The organism is Ruegeria sp. CH8 (genome assembly GCF_056536985.1).
Window position 1 is genome coordinate 110,099 of sequence record NZ_JBQFQR010000016.1, and the last position, 22,629, is coordinate 132,727.

The following is a 22,629-nucleotide window of genomic DNA, read 5'->3' on the forward strand; positions in this document are numbered from 1 at the left end:
TTGACTGACAATGAGACCGCTCAGGCCCCGAGCACTTTGGCTTTCTGAGCGGCAAATTCCTCGTCCGTCAGGTGCCCTTTTTCCTTCAGCGCAGCAAGTCGCTCCAATTCATCCGCTGCTGACGCGCTCGCGACTGAGCGGATGTAGTCCTTCTGCGCTTCTTCAATCTGGTTCATGGTCTCGACGCTGTGCTGATGCATTTTGTCCCCACGTACGATGAGATAACACAGAACACCCAGCCATGGGATCAGGATCACAAAGGCGATCCAAAGCGCTTTGCCGCCGCCACTCAGATCTTTTGAGCGAAAGACATCAGCGACGACAGAGATCATCACCCAGAACCAGGCGACCATCAGGAACAGCCAGAAGATTGACCAAACTATATCAAAGAAACCGAGCCCATTTTCCATATTCGTCCAACCCTTTGCTTATCAGAAAGAAATCCCTGTTCTCAGGGATCACGTGATTGTAACAGACAGTTTGCGAGTTGGTTAGAATATTGTTTCGGTTGCAAAAAACGATCACAGAGGATCGGGAAAGACACCAGCCAATTGCGCGTAAATTAGGCTCATCTGGACACCGAGAATCACAAACAGCCTGATTGAAAACCCACGCTTGCGTGTTTTGTTTCGGAAAATCCATCGACCCAACAAAGCACAGGGGCTGCCGCCAAGTGCAGCCAGCCATAACAGCCGACGTTCTGGAACTCTGCCTTTGCGCCGGCGCGCACGCGCTTTGTCCCAGGCAAAAGCCAATAGCGTCAGAACGTTAATCGCCCAAAGATAGACCACTGCAATCCACATGGCCTTGGCATAAACAGGCACGGTTTCACGCGCAAATGAAAAATCTCTTGGAAATTTCACGAATCTGGGTCATCGTGAAAAAGAGGATGAAAATTTCACCAGAATCGGAGCGGCACGTGAACACTCAGGCCCCCCATAGCGCGACACTTGGTGCGGATATCCGCGCCCTGCGCAAGGCGCGTGGGCTGACGCTGACCGAAATAGCCGAGCGTCTGAATCGCTCGGTTGGATGGCTCAGCCAGGTTGAGCGGGACATGTCGGACCCCTCAATCTCGGACCTGCGCCAGATCGCCGAGTGTCTGGGTGTGCCGATGTCGATGCTGTTCGCGCATTCCTCGGTGCCGGTGGACGAGCAGGGGTACGTCGTGCGCGCCGGGTCGCGCCGCCCGATGGGTTCTGGCGAGGAAGGGCTGATCGAAGAGCTGCTCTCTCCCGATCTGACCGATGACTTCGAAATGGTGCACTCCACGTTCGAGCCGCATTCAAAGATGCAGACCCCCGCAAACCGTCCCACGCAAGAGGTCGGCTATATTGTGTCGGGGCGTCTGGATCTGGTGATCGGTGGACGGGCGTTCTCGGTCGGTCCCGGGGACAGTTTCCGCATCAAGAACGAACCCTATCAATGGGCCAACCCCTATGATGAGCCTGCGGTGGCCATCTGGGTCATTGCGCCGCCGGTGTACTGACATGTCGGGCGCGGCTTTCAACACTCGCGGCGTGGGCCCGACACCTGCCCATGCGCCCTCAGCAAGGAGGTAATCACATGCATACCGGTTCCTGCCTTTGCGGCGCTGTTTCGTTTACCATAGACGGAGACCTGTCGCCGCCTTCGGCCTGCCATTGCGGCCAGTGTCGCAAGCAGTCGGGTCACATATGGGCCTCGACCTCGACCCATCAGGACAACCTCAGCTTTACCACCAGCGACACGCTGCGCTGGTTCCGCGCCTCGGACATTGCCCGGCGTGGCTTTTGCAGTGGCTGCGGCTCGTTCCTGTTCTGGCAGCACAATGACGAGGACACGATTTCGATTTCCATGGGCGTCCTGAGCGAGCCCACCGGACTGCACCTCGCCCGGCACATCTTTGTGGCCGACAAGGGCGACTACTGCGACATCACAGACGATCTGCCCCAAGAGGCACAGTAAAAGAGGATCAAAACTCATGAGTGATTTTCCAACAAAGGCCCGTGTGGTCATCATCGGCGGCGGCGTCGTTGGCTGTTCGTCCTTATATCATCTGGCCAAGAAGGGCTGGACCGACTGCGTTCTGCTGGAAAAGAACGAACTGACCGCTGGGTCTACATGGCACGCGGCCGGTAACGTGCCGACCTTCTCGACCTCCTGGGCGATCATGAACATGCAGCGCTATTCGACCGAGCTGTATGCGCGTCTGGCCGACGAAGTTGATTACCCGATGAACTACCACGTGTCGGGGTCGATCCGTCTGGCGCACAGCAAAGAGCGGATGCAGGAATTCGAACGCGCCATGTCCATGGGTCTGTATCAGGGCATCCCGATGGAGATGTGGACCCCGGAAAAGGCGAAAGAGCGTTACCCGTTCCTCGAAACGCACGATCTGGAAGGCGTTCTGTTCGACCCGACCGATGGCGATATCGACCCGGCACAGCTGACACAGGCCTTCGCCAAGGGTGCGCGCGATCTGGGCCAGAAAATCATCCGTTTCTGCCCGGCCACCAACGTGACACAGCACGACGATGGCACATGGACCGTGCATACCGATCAGGGCGATATCGCTTGTGACTATGTGGTGAATGCCGCGGGTTACTATGCCCAGCGCGTGGGTGAGATGTTCAAGCCCTTCGGCGGTCGTACCGTGCCTGCAATGGTCATGAGTCACCAGTACCTGCTGACCGATGAAGTGCCCGAAGTTGAGGCATGGTCGAAAGAGAACGGCGGCAAGCTGCCGCTGTTGCGTGACGTGGATATCTCGTACTACCTGCGTCAGGAAAAGAACGGCTTCAACCTTGGCCCCTATGAACCCAACTGCAAGGGCCATTGGATGACCGAAGATGACCCGATGCCGGAAGATTTCAGCTTTCAGCTTTGGAATGACGATCTGGATCGCATCGAAGACATCGTCACCGACGCGATGGAGCGGGTGCCACTGATGGCGACCTCGGGTGTTGGTCGTGTGATTAATGGCCCGATCCCCTATGCACCTGATGGTCTGCCGCTGATCGGCCCGATGCCGGGCGTGGCAAATGCGTTCGAGGCGCACAGCTTTACCTTCGGTATCGCGCAGGGTGGTGGTGCAGGCAAAGTGCTGGCCGAATGGATCGTTGACGGTCACACCGAATGGGATATGTGGGCCGTCGATCCGCGCCGCTATACCGACTATACCGATCAGGATTATTGCAACCAGAAAGGTATGGAAGTTTACGGCAACGAATACGCCATGCACTTCCCGCATCACGAATGGCCTGCAGCGCGCGACAAGAAGCTGTCTCCGGTCCATGCCAAGGTCAAGGAACTGGGCGGCGTCATGGGTGCGTATAACGGTTGGGAGCGTGCCAACTGGTTTGCCAAGCCAGGCGATGATACCTCCGAAGGATCCACCCACACATGGGGCCGGTTCGGCCCGTGGGAACAGCGCATCAAGGAAGAGTGCGAAGCCGTCCGCGACAATTGCGGTGTGCTCGACCTGCCCGGTTTCTCGCGTTTCATGGTTGAGGGTGAAGGCGCGGCCGAAGCTCTGCGCGGCCTGATCACCGGCGGCCTGCCCAAAGTTGGCCGCATCAATCTGGTCTATATCTCTGATGACCGGGGCCGCATCCTGACTGAAATGTCCTGTGTCCGTCTGGGCGAGGACGAGTTCATGATGATCACCGCTGCCACCGCTCAGTGGCACGACCGCGACATCCTGACCAAGGCAATGCCCGCCAGCGTTTCGGTCGAGGATGTCACCACCACCCGCGACACTCTGATCGTGACCGGCCCGAATTCGCGCGAGATCTTGGCAGGTCTGAGCGATGCGGACCTGTCCACCGGCTGGCTGACCCATCAGGCGGCCACCGTTGCAGGTAAGTCGGCCTTCCTGATCCGTGTCTCTTTCGCTGGTGAATTGGGTTGGGAAGTGCACGCCCTGAACGAGGACATGCCTGCGATCTACGACGCGATCCTCGATGCAGGTGCAACGCCGTTTGGTATGTACGCGCTGAACGCGCTGCGGATCGAAAAGGGCTACCGCACCTGGAAAGGCGATCTGTCCAGCGACTACTCGCTGCTGGAAGGTGGTTTGGGACGTTTCGTCAAGCTGGACAAGCCGCAGGACTTCCCCGGCAAGGCCGCGATCCAGAACGAAAAGCAGCAAGGGGTGAAGAAGTCCTTTGTCACGCTGGTCGTCGAAGCCGGTGATTGCGACGCGCCCTACATGTCCTGCATCTCGCAGAACGGTGAGATCGTGGGTGAAACTACCTCGGGCGCCTGGGGTTACCGCGTTGGCAAGTCCATCGCGCTGGGCATGGTCAAGACCGAAGCCGCCAACCCGGGCACCGAGCTTGAGGTGGAAATCTACGGCCAGAAGTACCGCGCTGTGGTACAAGAGGACCAACCGCTCTGGGATCCGGCGAACGAGCGGCTGCGCGCGTAACCCCGGACGGAGGAGCCATGAGCAAGCGATATGTGACATTGGGGCCCGGCGCGGGCCCCAACTATGACTGGGAAAATGACCATACCTTCGTCAAGGTTTCCGGTCAGGACACTGATGGCGCGTATACGCTCATGGAAGACAATCTGAAGGCCAGCTTCGCGCTTGGCCTTCATCGCCATGACAGCCATGCCGAAACCTTCTACTTTCTAGAAGGGGCGGTGGATTTCTATGTCGATGGCGACTGGCACCGGTGCACGGCGGGCACCACGATGCATGTTCCACCGGGAGTTCCACACGCGTGTCGTGTGGCGGATGGTGAACCTGCGCGGATGCTGATGATCTTTCAGCCTTCGGGGTTTGACGGTTTTCTTGCAGAGCTTGCGACGATGAGCGAGGCTGATTTCGCTGATGAGGCAAAAATGGCCGTGCTGAACGCCCGCTATGACATCATCCCGATGGGGCCGGTTCCGGCGCATCCGGACGATCAAACCTGAAGGCCGCATCAGATGACGATCCCTAAAACCATGTCCGGTGTGTACCTGACCCAACACGGTGGACCAGAGGCGCTGGAGTGGCGCGAGGATATACCAGTGCCCCAGCCCGGATCGGGGCAGGTGTTGGTTCGGGTTTTGGCCGCTGGGGTGAACAACACCGATATCAACACGCGCGTCGGCTGGTATTCCTCAGACGTGACGGGTGCGACCGATGCCGTTGATCAGGATGTCGAGGCCGGAGGCTGGGGTGGCGCGCTACACTTCCCGCGTATTCAGGGCGGAGATCTGTGTGGTGTCGTTGAACTGGCCGGACTCGAGACTGGCTTCCAACCCGGCCAGCGCGTGACCTGTCCGATCAACCTGCCGCGCCCACGTCCGGGTCATCCGACAGGGTTTATCGCTCTGGGCTCAGAAATGGACGGCGCCTTTGCGCAATACTGTCTGGTTGAGGCGGATGACCTGTATGACGTGACCACTTCGCCCCTGTCAGACGTCGAAATCGCCGCCATACCTTGCGCCTTTGGCACCGCCGAGAACCTGCTGACTCGCGCAGGTGTGACTTCGGGACAGAAAGTGCTGATCACCGGGGCGTCCGGCGGTGTTGGTCTGGCCGCCGTGCAACTGGCGGCGCTGCGGGGCGCATCTGTCTGGGGTGTGACCAGCCCGGCCAAGGCAGATGTGGTCAAAAGTCAGGGCGCGGTCGAGACCTTTGTGCGCGACGCTGTGCTGCCTGCGGATATGTTCGATGTGGTGATCGACGTTGTGGGCGGCCCGGCATGGCCCGGCCTGATCCTTGCCCTGAAACCGGGTGGCCACTATGCCGTGTCAGGCGCAATCGCTGGGCCGATTGTCGAAGCAGACCTGCGCGATATCTATTTGCGTGACATAACCATCCATGGCTGCACCCATCAGGCCTTTGCCGTGTTCGGGCGGTTGGTGGAGATGATCAATGCGGGGCGGATCAGGCCTTTGATCTCGAAAACCTACCTGCTGCGGGATATCGCAGCAGCGCAGGCGGATTTTCAATCCAAGACATATCCGGGCAAACTTGTTCTGATTCCGTGAAAGGGCTGGCGAAATGGCGAATATCACTCTTCTGGATGGCTCAATCGGGCAGGAACTGGTCAAACGCAGCGGTGACCGGCCAACGCCTTTGTGGTCGACTCGGGTGATGATCGACCAGCCTGACCTGGTTGGGGAGGTCCACGCCGAGTATTTCCGCCGCGGCGCCACGGTTGCCACCACGAACACCTACGCCGTGCATCGGTCGCGGCTGGTGCGAGAAGGGATGGAGGCCCAGCTTGCCGATCTGATCAACGCAGCGGTTGCGCAGGCCGAACGGGCACGCGGCACGGGCGGGGGGCGTATTGCCGGGGCGTTGGGTCCGCTGTTGGCCTCGTACCGGCCTGACCTGAAACCCGATGTGGCCGAAGCGGCCGAGAAGTTCGCGGAATTGGCGAAGCTGATGGCGGATCGTGTCGACTTTTTCCTGATCGAAACCGTGTCCTCTGTTCAAGAGGCCGAAGGCGCCCTGCGCGGCACGGCGGAAGGTAGCAAGCCCGTCTGGCTGGCGTTGACGGCGATGGATGACGATGGCACACGCCTGCGCTCGGGCGAGGCGCTGTCTGATATCGCCCCTGTGGTGGATCGTTACGCGCCCGAGGCCGTGTTGATCAACTGCTCGCGCCCCGAGGCTATTCCTGCCGCGCTGGATGTCATCGCAAAACTCGGTCGGTCGTTCGGAGCCTACGCTAACGGGTTCACCGGCATCACCCAGAAATTCCTGGAAGACGCACCCACCGTCGATGCGCTGGAACAGCGTCAGGATCTGGGGCCAGAGGCCTATGCGGATCATGCGATGCGCTGGGTGGAGCAGGGGGCGACCATTGTCGGCGGCTGTTGCGAGGTTGGCCCGGATCACATCGAAACCCTGGCCAACCGGTTGCGCGAAGCCGGTCACCAGATTGTCTGAGGTATAGAGGATGCGGCAACCTGTGGACAATTCTACTCAGCTGCATTTCGATATTCTGGTTGCCCCGGGATATGTGCTGTTGGAACTGGCCTCGCTGGTCGAAGTGCTGCGGCTGGCTAATCGCGTGTGCCCGACCCCTCCGTTCACCTATACCTATCGGTCGCTGAAAGGCGGCCCGATTGCCAGCAGCAGCGATGCGGTGGTGCAAACCGAACCCGTGCCAACGCAGCCCAAGGCGGATTACCTGTTCGTGATTGGAAATTCCGACCCCGATCACCCGGGTCTGTCTCTGGGACGTGTGGTGTCGGACTACACCTTCCGCGGGGCCAAGGTGTTTTTGCTGGCCGAAGCCGCCAGCCGTTATATCGACGAGCAGGGCACCGACGACATGGCGACCCATTGGGAGAACGCCTCGTTCCTGCGTGAACGTGGCGCCCGGTTCGAAGCCAAGCTGTCGATCGCAACCGAACAGGGCGCGGTGGTGACCTGTGCGGGGATGGAGGCGACAACGGATGTGGCGCTGGCCGTCATAGGCCGCCATATCTCGGGGCCGGCCAAGATGACCGTGGCAGACATCATGCTGCACGAGAACATCCGCGACTTTGCCTCGATGCAGCCGTTTTCCGGGGCAAAGCAAACAGCAACGGGCGACGCCAAGCTGGACCAGTGCATCAAGGTGATGCAGGCCAATATCGAAGACCCGCTCCCAATCAACCAGATCGTCGAATCGCTGCACCTGTCGAACCGGTCGCTGGAACGGAAATTCAAAAACTATTTTGGTACCACGCCGAACGGATTCTACCGTGAAATGCGGCTGGCCAAGGCCAATAATCTGTTGCTGAACACCACCATGAGCGTCCGTGAGATCGGTCTGGCCTGCGGTTTTCCGAACGGATTTTCCTCTGTTTACAAGAGCTTTTTCGGCGTCACCCCCTTTGTTGTCCGTCGGGAAAAGCGAGCAGCGACACATCGGTGAAAATTGCCGATCCTGTGACGTTTTTGGTGCATTTTGTGTCGATCTTACATGGCATTTTGCCCCAAACCTGACATAGCGGAGATTTCAGGATGGTTGATCTTCCCAGCAAGGCCCGAGTGGTCATCATCGGCGGCGGCGTCATCGGATGCTCGGTCGCGTATCATTTGACCAAAAAGGGCTGGAACGACGTTGTCCTTCTGGAACGCAAACAGCTGACCAGCGGCACCACATGGCACGCGGCTGGTTTGATCGCACAGCTGCGCGCAACGGCGAACATGACCAAGCTGGCTAAATACAGTCAGGAACTCTACGGCTCGCTCGAGGAAGAGACCGGCGTTGCCACTGGCTTCAAGCGCTGCGGCTCGATCACCGTTGCCCTGACCGAAGAGCGCAAGGAAGAGATCTATCGTCAGGCCGCTATGGCCCGTGCCTTTGGGGTTGAGGTCGAAGAGATCTCGAACGAACGCGTGGCTGAGTTGTACCCGCATCTGAACATCGAAGACGTCAAAGGCGCCGTGTACCTGCCGCTAGACGGGCAGGGCGATCCGGCGAATATTGCGCTGGCTTTGGCCAAGGGCGCCCGTCAGCGCGGTGGTATCGTAAAGGAACGTGTGAAGGTCACCGACATCGTCAAGCAAGGGCGCAAGGTAACCGGGGTTGACTGGGTTGCGGACGACGGCAGCGCCTCGGGTCACATTGAATGCGACATGGTGGTGAACTGTGCCGGGATGTGGGGGCACGAGGTTGGTCGCATGGCGGGCGTGAATGTCCCGCTGCACGCCTGTGAGCATTTCTACATCGTGACCGAAGGCATCGACGGTCTGACGCAACTGCCGGTGCTGCGGGTGCCGGATGAATGCGCCTATTACAAGGAAGATGCCGGTAAAATCCTGCTGGGTGCGTTTGAACCCAACGCCAAACCATGGGGCATGGCGGGCATCCCCGACAGCTTTGAATTCGACCAGCTGCCCGAGGATTTCGACCATTTTGAGCCGATCCTAGAAGCGGCCTGTAACCGGATGCCGATGCTGGCCGAGGCGGGTATTCACACCTTCTTCAATGGCCCGGAGTCCTTCACCCCCGACGACGCCTATCACCTGGGTCTGGCGCCCGAGATGGACAATGTCTGGGTCGCGGCGGGTTTCAACTCGATCGGTATCCAATCTGCTGGTGGCGCGGGCATGGCGCTGGCCGAGTGGATGGACAGCGGCGAGAAACCGTTTGATCTGGGTGATGTGGATATCGGCCGGATGCAGCCCTTCCAGGGCAACAAGAGATACCTGTTCGAGCGCTCGAAAGAGACGCTGGGTCTGCTTTACGCCGATCACTTCCCTTACCTGCAAAAAGCGACCGCGCGCGGGGTGCGCCGCACGCCGTTCCACCATCATCTGCTGGAGCAGGGTGCCGTAATGGGCGAACTCGCCGGTTGGGAACGCGCCAACTGGTTCGCCAATGAAGGGCAGGAGCGCGAATACCAGTACAGCTGGAAGCGCCAAAATTGGTTCGAGAACTCGGCGGCGGAACACCGTGCGGTCCGCGAAAATGTCGGCATGTATGACATGTCGTCCTTCGGCAAGATCCGCGTTGAAGGGCCGGATGCCGAGAAGTTCATGAACTATATCGGCGGTGGCGACTATTCGGTGCCCAATGGCAAGATCGTCTATACCCAGTTCCTGAACCGCACCGGCGGGATTGAGGCGGACGTGACCGTCACCCGCCTGACCGAAACCGCCTATCTGGTGGTCACACCGGCGGCAACGCGTCTGGCTGACCAGACCTGGATGATGCGCCACGCAGGCAATTTCAACGTGGTCATCACTGACGTAACCGCGGGCGAAGGGGTTCTGGCCATCATGGGCCCGAACACGCGCGTGCTGCTTGAGAAGGTCTCGCCCAACGACTTCTCGAATGCGACCAATCCGTTCGGTACCGCGCAGGAGATCGAACTTGGCATGGGCCTCGCCCGGGCCCACCGTGTGACCTATGTGGGTGAGCTTGGGTGGGAGATTTATGTCTCGTCTGACATGGCTGGCCACGCGTTCGAAACTCTGCACGAGGCGGGGCAGGACATGGGCTTGAAGCTGTGCGGGATGCACATGATGGACAGCTGCCGGATCGAGAAGGGCTTCCGCCATTTCGGCCACGACATCACCTGCGAAGATCACGTGGTCGATGCCGGGCTGGGCTTTGCGGTCAAGGTCGACAAGGGTAGCGACTTCATCGGTCGCGAGGCGGTGATTGCACGCAAGGAAAGCGGACCTAAGAACCGTCTGGTTCAGTTCAAACTGACCGACGCCGAGCCGCTGCTGTTCCACAACGAGCCGATCATCCGGGATGGTGAATATGTGGGTTATCTGAGCTCGGGCAACTATGGTCACACGCTGGGCGGTGCCATTGGTCTGGGCTACGTGCCGTGCGAGGGCGAAAAGGCGGCGGATGTGCTGGCCTCGACCTATGAGATCGACGTCTGTGGTGTGAAGGTTAAGGCCGAGGCATCGCTGAAGCCGATGTACGACCCGAAATCGGAACGCGTCAAAGTATAATCAAATTGTCGGGGCGCTGCGGCGCCCCGGCTCTTTTCGTGGGGTCACAATTGACGACCGCGACGTATCAGAATTCCTGATGGCCTGCTTCACAGTTTTCGTAGTTCCCAACTAGGTCTGATTTGCCGTAGAGAGGCTCGATATCAATCGGAGACCCGCCGTGGCAGATACCCCCGTCCCACCGAACAGAGAAGATACGCCCAAAGGGTTGGCATTGGCCGTGACGGCCTATGTCCTGTGGGGCTTTCTGCCGCTTTACATGAAGGCGATGTCTCATGTGGGGCCGATCGAGCTCGTGTCGCACCGCGTCATCTGGTCGGTTCCGGTGGCAGGCCTGCTGCTGGTGGCCTTGGGGCGCACACGGGATTTGAAAGCGGCATTGGCGAACCCAAAGATGCTGGGGATGGCTTGCATCACGGCCGCTCTTATTTCGGTGAACTGGGCGATTTATGTGTGGGCGATTGCCAATGACCGGGCGTTGGATGCGGCGCTGGGCTATTACATCAACCCGCTGTTCAGTATCGCTCTGGGCGCGGTTCTGCTGAGGGAGCCGTTGACGAAAATCCAACTTGCGGCAGTTGCAATTGCGGCGCTGGGTGTACTGGTTCTGGTTATCGAAGCTGGAAGCTTGCCGTGGCCTGCGCTGGGGCTGATGGTCAGTTGGGGGTTCTACGCGTTTTTCAAACGGTCGCTGCCGATTGGCCCAAATCAGGGGTTCTTGCTTGAGGTTCTGATCTTGCTGATCCCGGCGCTGATGTATGTCACGTGGCTGGGCGTTCAGGGCACGGGGCATTTCGGCGTTGGGGCCTCGGATACCATGCTGCTGGCCTGTGCGGGCGTTGTCACGGCGGTGCCGCTGCTGGTTTACGCCAACGGGGCGAAATTGGTGCGGCTTTCGACCATGGGAATCCTGCAATACATCGCGCCGACCATGATATTCATTACCGCGATCACTGTGTTCGGCGAACATATTGACCGGGGTCGTATGATCGCGTTTCCGCTGATCTGGACGGCGCTGGTGGTGTACTCGATTCCGATGATCCGGCAGATGCGGTCTCAGGCCTGACGTAACAGGCGGGCGGCTGCTTCGGCCCAGATTGCATAAGTTTTCGGGCTGGGGTGATAGCCGTCCGGCGCGGCCAGGGCCGGGTCTTCGGGTAAGTCCAGTTGCAGATGCTTTGCCTGTGGAAAGCGGGTTGCGACCTGCTGCAAACCACGATCCAGGCGTGCGGCCTGACGCCCCAGAACCCAGGCCAGCGGCTGCGGCAGGGCCGGGAACAGGTGCATCTGCGGCACAGCCGTGACCACCAACCGCCGCACGCCCAGTGTACCGGTCAAAAGCTCCAGCAATTGGGTTTGGCGGTTGATGAACCGCTGACGCGTCACGCCGCGTGTCACGTCATTCACGCCGAGCGCAGTGATCGCCATATCGAACTGGCCGTTCAGGCAGCATAGCCGGTCAATCGTGTCTTGTGTTGTGTGCCCGGTGGTTGCCTCAAGCTGCCATTCGACTGTGTAGTGCTTGGCGAGTTGTGTCACGAGGTATCCTGACAACGCTTGCGCCTGTGTCCCCGCGCCGACCCCTGCGGCGGAACTGTCGCCTGCGATCAGAAGACGCCGCCGCGGCCCTCGTCCCGCGCGTCCTTCACGTGGACCGATGGGCTCCGGCAGCATCTGGGCGTTGCGACGTACTGACAGGCCCTGGGCTGCCAGAACCGGCAGTAATGGCACGCGCAACAGCTGATCGGCAGCAACAGGCATGGTCAGCTGAGCGCGTTCTTGTATTCAAGGAATCGCGGGTCGGTCATGACGCGCGCCATCATCGCCTCGCGCAGGGCCCCAATGGTTTTGTAGGGGCGCATGACGACTTCGAATTCCTGAATCAGCCCCTCATCGTTCAGCGTGATCAGATCCACCCCCACGGCGTCCAGATCGCCGACCTTGCACTGGAACTCCAACGCCCAGTCCTTGCCGTCGCCCATAACACGGCGATAGCGGAAGTCCGAGAACACTTGCCCAACATGGCCCAGCACAGCCGCCACCGGTGCGCGACCAGTCCAGGTGCTGTAATAGGTGGGCGGGGAAAAGCGCACGTCCTCGGCCAGCAATCCGTGGATCAGGCTCTCATCGCCCTTGGTGACCACCTCCTGCATGCGTTCGATTGTGGGGTGCATGGGTTCTCCTCTTCGCTTTGGGGGTAGAGTTGCTGAACCGTTCCGTTCAGGCAAGCGCGACGTTGCGGGAGGTCGCGCGCTGCGATAGGCAGGCGCGCATGAGCGAGACCTATGATCCCCCGAAGACTCCTCTGGACGTTCTGTATGAGGACGCACAGTTGATTGTGGTGAACAAGCCCTCGGGGCTGTTGTCGGTGCCCGGGCGAGGCGAGCATCTGGCCGATTGTCTGCTGAGCCGGGTGCAGGCGGCATTTCCACAGGCGTTGCTGGTGCACAGGCTGGATCGGGATACCTCGGGCGTCATGGTCTTTGCCCAGACCCCCCATGCGCAGCGCCATCTGAGCATGCAGTTTGAGAACCGCCAGACCCGCAAAACCTATGTGGCGCGTGTCTGGGGGCGGGTTGAGGAAAAGACGGGAACGGTCGATCTGCCGCTGATCGTGGACTGGCCCAATCGGCCGCGTCAGATGGTGTGTCATGAGACCGGCAAGCCCGCCGTAACCGACTGGCGTGTCATGAAGCACGAAGGCGACACGACGCGGGTGCGCCTGCTCCCCAAGACCGGTCGGTCGCATCAGTTGCGGGTTCATATGTTGGCGCTGGGCCACCCGATATTGGGTGACCCGTTCTATGCCGAAGGTGCGGCGCGGGAGTTCCCGCGCCTGATGCTGCATTCCGAGGAATTGCGCCTGAAGAACCCCGAAGGCGGGGTTTCGATGAAGTTCCGCGCCAAGGCGGATTTCTGACCCTCAGGCGGTGCTGGTCCACAGCATTTTCAGATTGCCCAGCGAAAACCGTCTGCGACGTTTGCGCGGGGCGCAGGGCTGACGAGCGGCCATGATCTCGCGTTCGATCTCAAAGCTGCGCAGGGTGTGATCCTGCGCCCAGGGACCCAGTTTCAGGGTCATCATCACGTGATTGTCGAGGCTTGGCATCGGTGATCTCCTTTTCGTCTGAGCTCAAGTCTCGCCCATCACTCCTGACAGCACCTTGTCAGGGGGGTGTGCTAGAGTGTCAGCAGATGAACCCGGAGAAACCCATGCGCCGTTCCACCCGCCTGTTTGAGATCATCCAGATTCTGCGCGCTGCCGAGGCGCCGGTCACGGCTGAAAGGCTGGCCGAAAAGCTCGAGGTGTCCGCGCGCACGGTCTATCGCGATATCGCCGCCCTGCAGGCGCAGCGCACCCCGATCGAGGGCGAGGCCGGTGTCGGGTACCTGATGCGGCGCGGCTATGACCTGCCGCCGCTAAATTTCGATGCCGAAGAGGTCGAGGCCCTATGGGTCGGCTTGTCGATGCTGGCGCGCACCGGTGACAGCACCTTGCAGCAGGCCGCCGACCGGGTGTGTCGAAAGATCGAAGCCTTGCGTGTGCCGACCGACTGGTTGCAGGTCGCCCCGTGGGGGGCACCCATGGATGATCCCGAAAAAGGCTGCGTTCCGGTGGTGAATTATCGCGAGGCGATCAGAGACGAGCGCAAGATCCGCATCACCTATGTAAACGCCGAAGGAGATCGGACCGACCGGACTGTTCGCCCCGTGGCGCTGATTTATCACATCGAATGCACCATGCTGGTCGCCTGGTGCGAGCTGCGCAACGGGTTCCGCCATTTCCGCACCGACCGTATCTGGGCGTGCGAACTGACCGAGGATCACTTTTACGGGCAGGGAGAACCTCTGCGTGCGATCTGGCAGGAGCAGAACCCCTGGGAGGGTTCAGAAAGGGTGTCCTAAGTGGCGGGTATTCGCCGATTTCACCAGATTGTTGCTTGAGAACACCTGCAGGCAGCGTGATAAACTGCGCCTAACGATACGCGCCTGATAAACAGGCGCCGGAGCAGAAGGTGATATCATGACGATTTCCAAATTTGTTTTGTCCGCCGGGCTGAGCTCGGCCCTGTTTCTGGGGGCCTGTACAGATCCCGGCACGCTAAACCTGCCGTCCGACCCCAATCAAAACGCCAAACAGGGTGCGCTTTTGGGCGGTCTGGTCGGGGCTGGTGTTGGTGCGATCGCCAATAACTCGAACCCGGGTCTGGGTGCGTTGGCCGGGGCTGCTGTCGGTGCCGCCGGTGGCGGTCTGATCGGCAACCAGTTGGACAGGCAAGCGGCGGAACTGCGTCAACAACTGGCCAATCAAGGCATCACGGTCACCAATGCGGGCGACCGGCTGATCGTGACTGTGCCGAACGATATTTCCTTTGATACTGACAGCGCGACCGTGCGCCCGGCGCTGCGGGCGGATCTTGCGCGAGTTGGGCAGAACCTCGTGAATTATCCCAATTCGAACGTTCAGGTTGTCGGTCATACCGACAGCGATGGCGAGGCGTCCTACAATCAGGCCCTGTCCGAGCGCCGCGCCCAATCCGTGGCGGACATCTTGCAAGCCAATGGCGTCAGCAGTGCCCGGATCAGCACGATTGGCCTGGGTGAAAACCGACCCGCCGCGTCGAACCTGACACCCGAGGGCAAAGCCCGAAACCGTCGGGTTGATATCGAGATCATCCCGAACGGTAGCGTCTAATGCGATAGGGCACCCGCGGGTGCCCTTTTTCGCACATTGACTGCGCGTCAACTGGGCTTTGGCGCGCGCGGGCTTTGGGCTAGCTATTGGGAAACACCATGACGGAGTTTCCCAATGTCCGAACCGATCCTGTTGAGCCTCTCTGGTTCGTTGCGCCAAAGTGCCACTAATCGCAAACTGCTGCGCGAAGCGGCGCGGCTGTTCAACCCCGGCACTCATATCGAGGCCGATCTGAACCTGCCGCTCTATGACGGTGATCTGGAAGATGGCGAAGGTATTCCTCAGGCGGTCCAAACGCTGGCCGATCAGATCGCGCAGGCCCATGCGGTGATCATTTCCACCCCGGAATACAACAAGGGTCCGTCGGGTGTGCTGAAAAATGCGCTGGACTGGGTCAGCCGGACTGATGGTCGCCCTTGGGCCGAGAAGCCGGTTGCCGTGATGTCGGCTGCCGCTGGCCGCGCGGGTGGGGAGCGCGCGCAGATGGTCTTGCGCAGCTATATGGTACCGTTTCAACCGCGCATCCTACAGGGACCAGAAATCCACTTGGCGAACAGTTCCAACGAGTTCGACGAGCAGGGAAAACTCTCCAGCGACCGCTATGAAAGCAGCCTGCGCGTTCTGATGGAGAAACTGCGTGTTGAGGCGGGGTTCTAAAGCTTGTTGGTACGGAGCGGGCTGACTAATCTTTAGTTATGGCAAAGGAAACTCAGACCGACGTTGTAGACCCGGCTCGCGCCGCCGCGTTGCAGGTGGCGTTGGGGCATTCCGTGACGGTCGAGGCTGGTGCCCCGCTGCCGCCGTTCTTTCATCAGCTCTATTTTTGGTCGCCACAACCACCGGATCAATTAGGCCGCGATGGGCACCCGAAGGTCGGGGGCGATCTGATCCCCGATTTGGGCCTACCCCGCCGCATGTGGGCGGGTGGGCGTCTGCACTTCAACACACCTCTGATTGCTGGGAGGGCTGCCGAGCGGCGTTCGGTCTGTGAAAAAGCCATCTCAAAAACCGGACGTTCCGGACCGTTGGGGTTTGTCACTCTGCGCCACGAGATTTGGCAGGGTAAGACACTGTGCCTGACCGAGTGGCAGGATCTGGTCTACCGCCAGGACCCTTCACCCGACGAAGTTAAACCGGTTCCGCCCCCGGCGCGCGCTGACGAGGTAGAAAGTCGTGATGTCGCCTTCGATACAACATTGCTTTTCCGCTATTCGGCACTGACCTTCAACGGACACCGCATTCACTATGATCTGGACTATGCCCGCCACGTCGAAGGCTATGCCGGGCTGGTCGTACACGGCCCGCTTCTGGCGCAACACCTGATGCTATTTGCGGAAGAGGTGATGGGGCCTTTGGCGCAATTCTCGTTTCGGGCAACTGCACCGCTGATGCATTATGAGACTGCTACGCTGTGTCGAAACGGGAAAATCCTCTGGGTACGTGGACCGGATGGCCGTCAATGCATGGTGGCTGACGCGTCACTCTAGGCGTTTCTGCATTGTGATGGAGGTTGTTCGGTCATAGCCGGCATGGGCTGTCTCGCCCGTTTTCACGAATCCCAATTTGGCAAAGATAGTATGGTTCTCGACCAGTTCGATCCGTGTTTGCAATTCCAGCGCGACGTGTCCCAGTGACCGCGCCCGTGTCTCGGCCAAATCCACCAGAGTCTGCGCCAGACCCTGCCAACGTCGCGAGCGGGCGACAGCGAGTTTACTCAGATACAGACAGTCTGGCTTGGGGGTCAGAAAGACGACCGCTGCAGCAGGATCGCCAATGATCCAAACCTCTCCGCTGCAGGTTTGCTGACGCAGGTCGTCCTCGGTCAGCCGATGCATTGAGGAAGGGGGATCAATGCAACCATCCATGAATGCAAAACTCTCGCGGATCAGTCGTAGGACTTCAGGCAGGGCAGGGCTGTCCGCGAACAGTTGCACGGGTGTTTCAGAAGAGTATGTCACAAAGACGCCTCGGGCCGGAAATCCTCGGGGATCGTATCGCGCCCGTCCAGCATCAGATCGGCCATGACCTCGGCCACTTTCGGGGCCATGCCAAAGCCGATCTTGAACCCGCCATTGGCGATGAATTGCCCCTGATGCAACGGATGCGTACCCAGCATCGGGGCACGGCTCTTGCTGCGGGGGCGCACGCCGGCCCACCGTTCAATCACCTCGGCACCGTGCAGCACCGGCACGGCCCTGGTGGCACGGTCCAGCAGGTCGTCCAGCGCGGCATCTGTGCTGGATGGGTCGTCATAGTCCCGTTCCGAGGTCGATCCGATCGCCAGCGTGCCATCGGCATGGGGTACGATATGGATCGCATCGGCAAACAGTTGCGGGACTTCACCCGCATCAAAGCGCAGCAGCGCGGCCTGTCCCTTGACGCCATTGCCAACGGTTTTGCCAAATGCCTGGCTCAGTTCCTGCAACCCTGCCAGACCGGTGGCATGAACGACCTGACCTTGATCCGGCGCGTCTGTCACTACGTCCACTCCCATCACTGCCAATGCCGACACCAGCGCGGCGCAGGCGCGGCGGGGGTGCATCCGCGCGGTCAGAGTGTCGTGGATCACAAAACCGGTCGGGCTGGGCGGGCACCATGACCCGAGCGCCTCGGTCTCGACCACCCGCCATTCGGCACGACCCTGCCACAGCTCGACAGCAGTTTCTGCCCGGGCATGGGCAAGCTCCAGCGTGCGGGCATCGGCGATGGGCTGCAACCGGCCCAGACGCGCATAGCCGGGCGAAACGCCGCCGGTCGCCTCGACCTGTTTCCAGAACGGTTCGGCCATGATCAGGCTGTCGAACTGAAAAGCCTTCTTGGCGTTCCAGTTCTCGGGCACATGCGGGGCAAGGGCACCGACCAGCCCGTTGCTGGAGCCTGAGCCGGGGCCGAAGGGGTCGACAACCTGCACCTTGGCGCCTCGCCGGGCGCAGGTCCACGCGATGGACAGGCCAAATATGCCCGCGCCGCGCACCGTTACATCGACCATTGCCATTCCCCTTTTCCTTGTTCAGTGTCGCGCCGCTTAGCTACAGGATTCCCCGATGGCAGACCAGCGCGCTGAACTGACATGGACCGAGGATCAGATCCCGGTTTCGGACCGTTTCGACGATCCGTATTTCTCGCTGCAAAACGGGCTGGAAGAGACGCGGCACGTGTTTCTGGCGGGCAATGACCTGCCCGCACGGTTTGCGCCGGGGTTTCGTATTGCCGAGTTGGGATTCGGCACTGGTCTGAACATGCTGACCGTGTGGTCCGAGTGGGAAAAGTCGGGCCAGACCTCACCCCTGACCTTTACCAGTTTCGAGGCCTTCCCGATGGTGCCCGAGGACATGGCGCGCGCGCTGGCGGCCTTCCCCGAGCTTGCGCCTTGGGCCGACCGTTTTCTGGCCCAGTGGCGGGGCGGCGCATGTGATCTGGGCACTCTGCATCTTGAGGTGATCGAAGGCGATGCGCGTCAGACATTGCCTGCATGGATAGGCGAGGCCGATGCCTGGTTTCTGGACGGGTTTTCTCCGGCCAAGAACCCCGAGCTTTGGGGCGCGGACCTGATGCAGCAAGTCGCCGGTCAAACGGCCAAGGGCGGCACGGCAGCCACCTACACCGCCGCCGGGTTTGTGCGACGCGGGCTGGAAGAGGCGGGTTTCACCGTCACCCGCACCCCAGGTTATGGCCGCAAACGGCATATGACCCAGGCGATCCGGAAATGACCCAACAGAACAACACCCGCGCCGGCATTGCGCTGATGATCGCGGCGACGGTTGTATTTGCCCTGCAGGACGGTATCTCACGCCATCTGGCGGGAACCTACAACACCTACATGGTCGTGATGATCCGCTATTGGTTCTTCGCCGCCTTTGTCATTGCTTTGGCGGCGCGGTCCCCCGGAGGGCTGGTGGCTGCCACTCGGACCAGCCAAGTAGGGCTACAGGTGTTCCGTGGCGTCTTGCTGGCGGCCGAGATTTGCGTCGCCGTCTATGCATTTACCGTTCTAGGTCTGATAGACAGCATGGCGGTGTTCATCTGTTACCCGCTGCTGGTCGCGGCGCTCAGCGGACCGGTGCTGGGCGAGCAGGTCGGTTGGCGGCGCTGGGTGGCGATCGGCGTGGGCTGCATTGGGGTGCTAATCATTCTGCAACCCGGCGTGGGTGTGTTCAACCCTTGGGCCATCCTGCCCCTGATGTCAGCACTGATGTTCGCGCTCTATGGCCTGCTGACCCGCTATGCCGCCCGCAAGGACAGCGCGGCCACAAGTTTTTTCTGGACCGGTGTTGCCGGGGCTGTGGCAATGACTCTGGTGGGGATGTGGTTCTGGGAACCTATGGCACGTGCGGATTGGGCGTGGATGGCGGTGCTTTCCGTCAGCGGCGTTCTGGGTCATTGGCTGCTGATCAAATGCTATGAAATGGCGGAGGCCAGCGCGGTTCAGCCGTTTGCCTATTTTCATCTGGTCTGGACCACCATCATAGGCATTTCAGTCTTTGGTGAGGCGTTGCGGCCCGCGGTTATTCTCGGGGCCGCTTTGGTTGTGACAGCAGGTCTTTTCACCCTATGGCGCGAACGACGCCAGGGTTGAGCCGATCAATTCCTGCGAAAACGGAACCGGCAGCGCGGGTTGGCCCAAGCGGGCACGATAGACCGGCAGGCTTTCCGCCACCCGCATCACGTAGTTGCGGGTTTCGCTGAAGGGGATGGTCTCGATCCAATCGACCACATCGATCTCACCGGCGCGGGGGTCACCGTATCGGTCCATCCACGAAATGGGACGGCGCGGCCCGGCGTTATAGCCCGCAGCCATCATCACCACATTGCCGTTGAAATCCGCAGCCAGACCCGAGAGGTAATTCGCCCCCAGTTTGGCGTTGTATTGCCAGTCCGAGGTCAGTTTCAACGTTTTGTGTCCGCCGAGAATGCCCAGTTCCTTGGCTACCAGCTTGGCTGTGGCTGGCATCACCTGCATCAATCCGCGTGCGCCTGCGCCGCTGACCACCACCGGGTCAAACTCACTTTCACGGCGGGCGATGGCCAGAGTCATTTCCTTGGCCATGGGCAGGCCCATATCGGCCACCGGATGCACCGGGTAGTAGGCAGCGGGCAGTACAACGCCGGTTTTGGCCGCACGCTTGGCGATCATCACGGCCAGATGCGGTTCCTTCAGCTCGATCACCAGATCGCCCAATTGCGTGGCTTGCACCTGGTCAAGCTCTTCAACCAGATGCGTCAGGAAGCGTTCAGACAGATTGTTTTCGCCTGCACGCAGCAACAGCAGCCCGGCCTCCAACACACTGGAATTGGCAAAATCAGCTTGCTTCCAATGCGGTGCCCGGCGTGGATTTGCCAGTTCGCCGTCGAAAGGGCGTCCGATCCTTTCGGCGGCCAACAAACCATAGAACGAGGTCTGGTAGTCCGCACCTACCGCATAAGCGTCGTAAGCCTTGTCGGCATCCCCTTGCGCCGCATAGGCCCGGCCCAACCAATAGCCGCCGCGCCCTTTTGAGATCGGAGATTCCACCGCGCCCGAAAAGTTCTGGAAATGCCGTACTGCCGTGTTTGGGTCATTCAGCTTGCGCAGCGCAAGGAACCCCGCCAGCCACTCGAGATCCGCATAGGCATACCCCATCTCGGGGGTCATATGGTGATTGGCTGCAATCTGATAGGCTCGGCTGGCATCGCCGTTGCGCATCTCAAGCCGCGCCAAACGGCGGCGTCCTTCGGCCCATTTGTCCGGCTCGCCCAGCGCATCCGGCCCGGTCGAGCGTGCCAGCATAAGGTCGATCGCGCTGTCGTCCAGTTCCTTCTTGTCACGCCAGACGAAACGGTCAAAGGCCAGCCCGGGAGACCCTGCCAGAGACTCCGGAACTGCAGCAACCTTGCCATCCACACCGGGTTGGCGCTTTTGCAGGGCAATCCGCGCTTCGGCCAGCTTACGCTGATCGGTGCTGACCAGTGACAGCATCTGTCCGGCGCTGACAAGGTGCCCATCCCACAGCATTCGGTCCAGCCGAGCGGCGTGATGGGGTTTCAGCAGCTTGCCGAAGTTCTCTAGGTAGTCCTTTTGCAGCCCGGATCCCATCGGCATTGTGCGCCAAGCGGCGACGATGTCGGCCTCGGCGTCACCCTGTCGTCCCATCGCCATCAGCGCTACAGCGTAGTTCAGTGCGCCCTCAGCTGTTTGCGGTGGATTGCCAGCGTAGAATTTCAGCACCCGATCGGGATCGGCTCCGGTAAAGGCGGGCTCGCTTTTACGACGCAGCCATGCCAACCCCGGCCAGTCCGGTCGGCGATCCAGAAACACCAGCACGTCGCCCGAGCTGCCAAAGCCCTGCCGCAGCCAGTGCCAGACGATGATGTCACGCGTGACGGACCCGCGGTTGCCCGACACGCGCAGGGCGGAATTCCAGTCGCCCTTGCGCATTTCGTTCATCCCGGCGCGCAGATCGCCGACGGCATCGGCTTGCGCCTGCCCAATTGACCCCAGAGTCACCGCTATCAAAAGCGCCAGAACGCGTGTCATGCCTTGCATTTCCCAACCAACCAAGGATACAGCCACTCAGGATAAACCTTGCGCCGCCGGGATCAACTCACATCGCGACGATTGTGATGGCCCGTGGCGTAAAAATTGCTAACCGCACACCAAGGAGCGTGTCATGTTCAAAGGCTCGATGCCAGCCCTCGTCACCCCGTTCACAAACGGCGAGTTGGACCTGAAGACGCTCAAACACTTGGTGGAATGGCAGATTCAGGAAGGCTCGACCGGGTTGGTTCCCGTGGGCACCACCGGTGAAAGCCCGACGCTTAGCCATGAAGAACACGAAACCGTGGTGGAAGAGGTCGTCAAGGCCGCCGCTGGTCGTGTGCCGGTTATTGCAGGTGCGGGCTCGAACAACACGGTTGAAGCGATCCGCTTCGTGCGATTCGCGGAACGGATCGGCGCGGATGCGGCGCTGGTTGTGACGCCGTATTACAACAAGCCCACCCAAAAGGGCCTGATCGCGCATTTCCGCGCGTTGCACGACTGCGCCGACATTCCGATCATCATCTACAATATCCCCGGCCGGTCGGTCATCGACATGACCCCCGCAACGATGGGAGAGCTGGCCAAGCTGCCGCGTATTGTCGGCGTCAAGGACGCCACCGGTGATTTGGCGCGTGTCAGCCAGCAGCGTGCGTCCTGCGGGCCGGACTTCTGCCAGCTGTCGGGCGAGGATGCGACTGCGCTGGGCTTCAACGCGCATGGTGGCGTTGGCTGCATCTCGGTCACCGCAAACGTGGCGCCGAAACTGTGCGCCGAGTTCCAGCAGGCAACGCTGGCGGGCGACTATGCCAAGGCGCTGGCCTATCAGGATCGCCTGATGCCCCTGCACGAGGCGATCTTTATCGAGCCGGGTCTGGTGGGTGCGAAATACGCGCTCAGCAAGATGGGCCTGTGCAGTGAAGAGGTCCGTTCGCCGCTTACACCGCTGGAAGACAGCACCAAGACCGCCATCGACGCGGCGATGGCGCATGCGGGTCTGATCTGACTTTTTAGAAAATCAAA

At 60.5% G+C, this 22,629-nt stretch carries 25 protein-coding genes; 17 read left to right on the forward strand and 8 right to left on the reverse strand.

Annotated elements, in window-relative coordinates:
- Positions 1–20: 20 nt before the first annotated feature.
- Both ACR0ER_RS18090 and ACR0ER_RS18095 read right to left on the reverse strand, forming a co-directional pair.
- Positions 21–410, reverse strand: a complete 390-nt coding sequence (locus ACR0ER_RS18090) for an SHOCT domain-containing protein (protein ID WP_480770140.1) — start codon at positions 408–410, stop codon at positions 21–23.
- Positions 411–521: 111 nt separating this feature from the next.
- Positions 522–863 (reverse strand): DUF1294 domain-containing protein, encoded by a 342-nt coding sequence (locus tag ACR0ER_RS18095; RefSeq protein ID WP_480770141.1) that lies wholly within the window; start codon positions 861–863, stop codon positions 522–524.
- Between the two features lie 26 nt (positions 864–889).
- On the opposite strand from ACR0ER_RS18095, the gene ACR0ER_RS18100 reads away from it, so the two are divergent.
- The 9 genes from ACR0ER_RS18100 to rarD all read left to right on the forward strand — a co-directional run bounded on the left by ACR0ER_RS18100 (position 890) and on the right by rarD (position 11,462).
- Entirely contained in the window at positions 890–1,489 is a 600-nt protein-coding gene (locus tag ACR0ER_RS18100) for a helix-turn-helix domain-containing protein (RefSeq protein WP_480770142.1), read from the forward strand.
- A 77-nt stretch (positions 1,490–1,566) separates the two neighbouring features.
- A complete protein-coding gene (locus tag ACR0ER_RS18105; RefSeq protein ID WP_480770143.1) occupies positions 1,567–1,947 on the forward strand; it encodes a GFA family protein in 381 nt (126 codons plus the stop codon).
- 16 nt (positions 1,948–1,963) lie between these two features.
- Positions 1,964–4,411, forward strand: a complete 2,448-nt coding sequence (locus tag ACR0ER_RS18110; protein WP_480770144.1) for a GcvT family protein — start codon at positions 1,964–1,966, stop codon at positions 4,409–4,411.
- 17 nt (positions 4,412–4,428) lie between these two features.
- A complete protein-coding gene (locus tag ACR0ER_RS18115; protein ID WP_480770145.1) occupies positions 4,429–4,905 on the forward strand; it encodes a cupin domain-containing protein in 477 nt (158 codons plus the stop codon).
- A 12-nt stretch (positions 4,906–4,917) separates the two neighbouring features.
- Complete coding sequence (locus ACR0ER_RS18120; protein ID WP_480770146.1) at positions 4,918–5,970, forward strand: zinc-binding dehydrogenase; 1,053 nt, start codon at positions 4,918–4,920, stop codon at positions 5,968–5,970.
- A 13-nt stretch (positions 5,971–5,983) separates the two neighbouring features.
- Entirely contained in the window at positions 5,984–6,877 is an 894-nt protein-coding gene (locus ACR0ER_RS18125; protein ID WP_480770147.1) for a homocysteine S-methyltransferase family protein, read from the forward strand.
- A 22-nt stretch (positions 6,878–6,899) separates the two neighbouring features.
- Positions 6,900–7,853 carry a GlxA family transcriptional regulator gene (locus tag ACR0ER_RS18130; RefSeq protein WP_480770148.1) on the forward strand — a complete coding sequence of 318 codons (954 nt, stop codon included), beginning with the start codon at positions 6,900–6,902 and terminating at the stop codon, positions 7,851–7,853.
- 89 nt (positions 7,854–7,942) lie between these two features.
- Complete coding sequence (locus tag ACR0ER_RS18135) at positions 7,943–10,396, forward strand: GcvT family protein (RefSeq protein ID WP_480770149.1); 2,454 nt, start codon at positions 7,943–7,945, stop codon at positions 10,394–10,396.
- A gap of 160 nt (positions 10,397–10,556) precedes the next feature.
- Complete coding sequence (gene rarD, locus ACR0ER_RS18140) at positions 10,557–11,462, forward strand: EamA family transporter RarD (RefSeq protein ID WP_480770150.1); 906 nt, start codon at positions 10,557–10,559, stop codon at positions 11,460–11,462.
- Here rarD and ACR0ER_RS18145 read toward each other — a convergent pair.
- Positions 11,453–12,157 (reverse strand): SGNH/GDSL hydrolase family protein, encoded by a 705-nt coding sequence (locus ACR0ER_RS18145; protein WP_480770151.1) that lies wholly within the window; start codon positions 12,155–12,157, stop codon positions 11,453–11,455. The genes rarD and ACR0ER_RS18145 overlap by 10 nt on opposite strands.
- Positions 12,158–12,159: 2 nt before the next feature.
- Complete coding sequence (locus ACR0ER_RS18150; RefSeq protein ID WP_480770152.1) at positions 12,160–12,570, reverse strand: nuclear transport factor 2 family protein; 411 nt, start codon at positions 12,568–12,570, stop codon at positions 12,160–12,162.
- 98 nt (positions 12,571–12,668) lie between these two features.
- On the opposite strand from ACR0ER_RS18150, the gene ACR0ER_RS18155 reads away from it, so the two are divergent.
- Entirely contained in the window at positions 12,669–13,316 is a 648-nt protein-coding gene (locus tag ACR0ER_RS18155) for an RluA family pseudouridine synthase (protein ID WP_480770153.1), read from the forward strand.
- A gap of 3 nt (positions 13,317–13,319) precedes the next feature.
- Here the strand turns inward: ACR0ER_RS18155 and ACR0ER_RS18160 are convergent, their stop codons facing one another.
- Positions 13,320–13,505 carry a hypothetical protein gene (locus tag ACR0ER_RS18160; RefSeq protein ID WP_480770154.1) on the reverse strand — a complete coding sequence of 62 codons (186 nt, stop codon included), beginning with the start codon at positions 13,503–13,505 and terminating at the stop codon, positions 13,320–13,322.
- Positions 13,506–13,609: 104 nt separating this feature from the next.
- Between ACR0ER_RS18160 and ACR0ER_RS18165 the strand changes: the two genes are divergently transcribed.
- From ACR0ER_RS18165 to ACR0ER_RS18180, 4 genes are all read left to right on the forward strand, one after another.
- Positions 13,610–14,302, forward strand: a complete 693-nt coding sequence (locus tag ACR0ER_RS18165; RefSeq protein WP_480770155.1) for a helix-turn-helix transcriptional regulator — start codon at positions 13,610–13,612, stop codon at positions 14,300–14,302.
- Positions 14,303–14,420: 118 nt separating this feature from the next.
- Entirely contained in the window at positions 14,421–15,092 is a 672-nt protein-coding gene (locus tag ACR0ER_RS18170) for a YiaD family glycine zipper/OmpA-like lipoprotein (protein WP_480770156.1), read from the forward strand.
- 114 nt (positions 15,093–15,206) lie between these two features.
- Positions 15,207–15,749 (forward strand): NADPH-dependent FMN reductase, encoded by a 543-nt coding sequence (locus ACR0ER_RS18175; protein WP_480770157.1) that lies wholly within the window; start codon positions 15,207–15,209, stop codon positions 15,747–15,749.
- A gap of 38 nt (positions 15,750–15,787) precedes the next feature.
- Positions 15,788–16,579, forward strand: coding sequence for an HTD2 family dehydratase (locus ACR0ER_RS18180; RefSeq protein ID WP_480770158.1), 792 nt, complete (start codon positions 15,788–15,790; stop codon positions 16,577–16,579).
- On the opposite strand, the gene ACR0ER_RS18185 is transcribed toward ACR0ER_RS18180, so the two are convergent.
- Together ACR0ER_RS18185 and ACR0ER_RS18190 are read right to left on the reverse strand one after the other, a co-directional pair.
- On the reverse strand, positions 16,571–17,026 hold the full coding sequence (locus tag ACR0ER_RS18185; protein ID WP_480770159.1) for a GNAT family N-acetyltransferase: 456 nt from the start codon (positions 17,024–17,026) through the stop codon (positions 16,571–16,573). The genes ACR0ER_RS18180 and ACR0ER_RS18185 overlap by 9 nt on opposite strands.
- 20 nt (positions 17,027–17,046) lie before the next feature.
- Positions 17,047–18,087 (reverse strand): NAD(P)/FAD-dependent oxidoreductase, encoded by a 1,041-nt coding sequence (locus ACR0ER_RS18190; RefSeq protein ID WP_480770160.1) that lies wholly within the window; start codon positions 18,085–18,087, stop codon positions 17,047–17,049.
- A gap of 49 nt (positions 18,088–18,136) precedes the next feature.
- Between ACR0ER_RS18190 and mnmC2 the strand changes: the two genes are divergently transcribed.
- Both mnmC2 and ACR0ER_RS18200 read left to right on the forward strand, forming a co-directional pair.
- A complete protein-coding gene (mnmC2, locus tag ACR0ER_RS18195) occupies positions 18,137–18,802 on the forward strand; it encodes a tRNA (5-methylaminomethyl-2-thiouridine)(34)-methyltransferase MnmC2 (protein ID WP_480770161.1) in 666 nt (221 codons plus the stop codon).
- Positions 18,799–19,668, forward strand: a complete 870-nt coding sequence (locus ACR0ER_RS18200; protein ID WP_480770162.1) for a DMT family transporter — start codon at positions 18,799–18,801, stop codon at positions 19,666–19,668. Before mnmC2 ends, ACR0ER_RS18200 begins: the two co-directional genes overlap by 4 nt.
- On the opposite strand, the gene ACR0ER_RS18205 is transcribed toward ACR0ER_RS18200, so the two are convergent.
- The gene (locus ACR0ER_RS18205; RefSeq protein ID WP_480770163.1) at positions 19,642–21,606 is read right to left on the reverse strand and encodes a lytic transglycosylase domain-containing protein; all 1,965 of its coding nucleotides are present in this window, start codon (positions 21,604–21,606) and stop codon (positions 19,642–19,644) included. The two genes, ACR0ER_RS18200 and ACR0ER_RS18205, sit on opposite strands and share 27 nt — an antisense overlap.
- 133 nt (positions 21,607–21,739) lie before the next feature.
- On the opposite strand from ACR0ER_RS18205, the gene dapA reads away from it, so the two are divergent.
- A complete protein-coding gene (gene dapA, locus ACR0ER_RS18210; protein WP_480770164.1) occupies positions 21,740–22,612 on the forward strand; it encodes a 4-hydroxy-tetrahydrodipicolinate synthase in 873 nt (290 codons plus the stop codon).
- Positions 22,613–22,629: the final 17 nt, after the last annotated feature.

Bases quoted from the DNA above. Each gene is read 5' to 3' on its own strand.
- ACR0ER_RS18135 (WP_480770149.1), top strand. From the start codon at position 7,943: ATGGTTGATCTTCCCAGCAAGGCCCGAGTGGTCATCATCGGCGGCGGC.
- mnmC2 (WP_480770161.1), top strand. From the start codon at position 18,137: ATGGCAGACCAGCGCGCTGAACTGACATGGACCGAGGATCAGATCCCG.
- ACR0ER_RS18165 (WP_480770155.1), top strand. From the start codon at position 13,610: ATGCGCCGTTCCACCCGCCTGTTTGAGATCATCCAGATTCTGCGCGCT.
- ACR0ER_RS18120 (WP_480770146.1), top strand. From the start codon at position 4,918: ATGACGATCCCTAAAACCATGTCCGGTGTGTACCTGACCCAACACGGT.
- ACR0ER_RS18110 (WP_480770144.1), top strand. From the start codon at position 1,964: ATGAGTGATTTTCCAACAAAGGCCCGTGTGGTCATCATCGGCGGCGGC.
- ACR0ER_RS18200 (WP_480770162.1), top strand. From the start codon at position 18,799: ATGACCCAACAGAACAACACCCGCGCCGGCATTGCGCTGATGATCGCG.
- ACR0ER_RS18160 (WP_480770154.1), bottom strand. From the start codon at position 13,505: ATGCCAAGCCTCGACAATCACGTGATGATGACCCTGAAACTGGGTCCC.
- ACR0ER_RS18190 (WP_480770160.1), bottom strand. From the start codon at position 18,087: ATGGCAATGGTCGATGTAACGGTGCGCGGCGCGGGCATATTTGGCCTG.
- ACR0ER_RS18170 (WP_480770156.1), top strand. From the start codon at position 14,421: ATGACGATTTCCAAATTTGTTTTGTCCGCCGGGCTGAGCTCGGCCCTG.
- ACR0ER_RS18175 (WP_480770157.1), top strand. From the start codon at position 15,207: ATGTCCGAACCGATCCTGTTGAGCCTCTCTGGTTCGTTGCGCCAAAGT.
- ACR0ER_RS18180 (WP_480770158.1), top strand. From the start codon at position 15,788: ATGGCAAAGGAAACTCAGACCGACGTTGTAGACCCGGCTCGCGCCGCC.
- ACR0ER_RS18205 (WP_480770163.1), bottom strand. From the start codon at position 21,606: ATGACACGCGTTCTGGCGCTTTTGATAGCGGTGACTCTGGGGTCAATT.
- ACR0ER_RS18090 (WP_480770140.1), bottom strand. From the start codon at position 410: ATGGAAAATGGGCTCGGTTTCTTTGATATAGTTTGGTCAATCTTCTGG.
- ACR0ER_RS18155 (WP_480770153.1), top strand. From the start codon at position 12,669: ATGAGCGAGACCTATGATCCCCCGAAGACTCCTCTGGACGTTCTGTAT.
- ACR0ER_RS18145 (WP_480770151.1), bottom strand. From the start codon at position 12,157: ATGCCTGTTGCTGCCGATCAGCTGTTGCGCGTGCCATTACTGCCGGTT.
- ACR0ER_RS18105 (WP_480770143.1), top strand. From the start codon at position 1,567: ATGCATACCGGTTCCTGCCTTTGCGGCGCTGTTTCGTTTACCATAGAC.
- ACR0ER_RS18125 (WP_480770147.1), top strand. From the start codon at position 5,984: ATGGCGAATATCACTCTTCTGGATGGCTCAATCGGGCAGGAACTGGTC.
- ACR0ER_RS18100 (WP_480770142.1), top strand. From the start codon at position 890: ATGAAAATTTCACCAGAATCGGAGCGGCACGTGAACACTCAGGCCCCC.
- dapA (WP_480770164.1), top strand. From the start codon at position 21,740: ATGTTCAAAGGCTCGATGCCAGCCCTCGTCACCCCGTTCACAAACGGC.
- ACR0ER_RS18115 (WP_480770145.1), top strand. From the start codon at position 4,429: ATGAGCAAGCGATATGTGACATTGGGGCCCGGCGCGGGCCCCAACTAT.
- ACR0ER_RS18150 (WP_480770152.1), bottom strand. From the start codon at position 12,570: ATGCACCCCACAATCGAACGCATGCAGGAGGTGGTCACCAAGGGCGAT.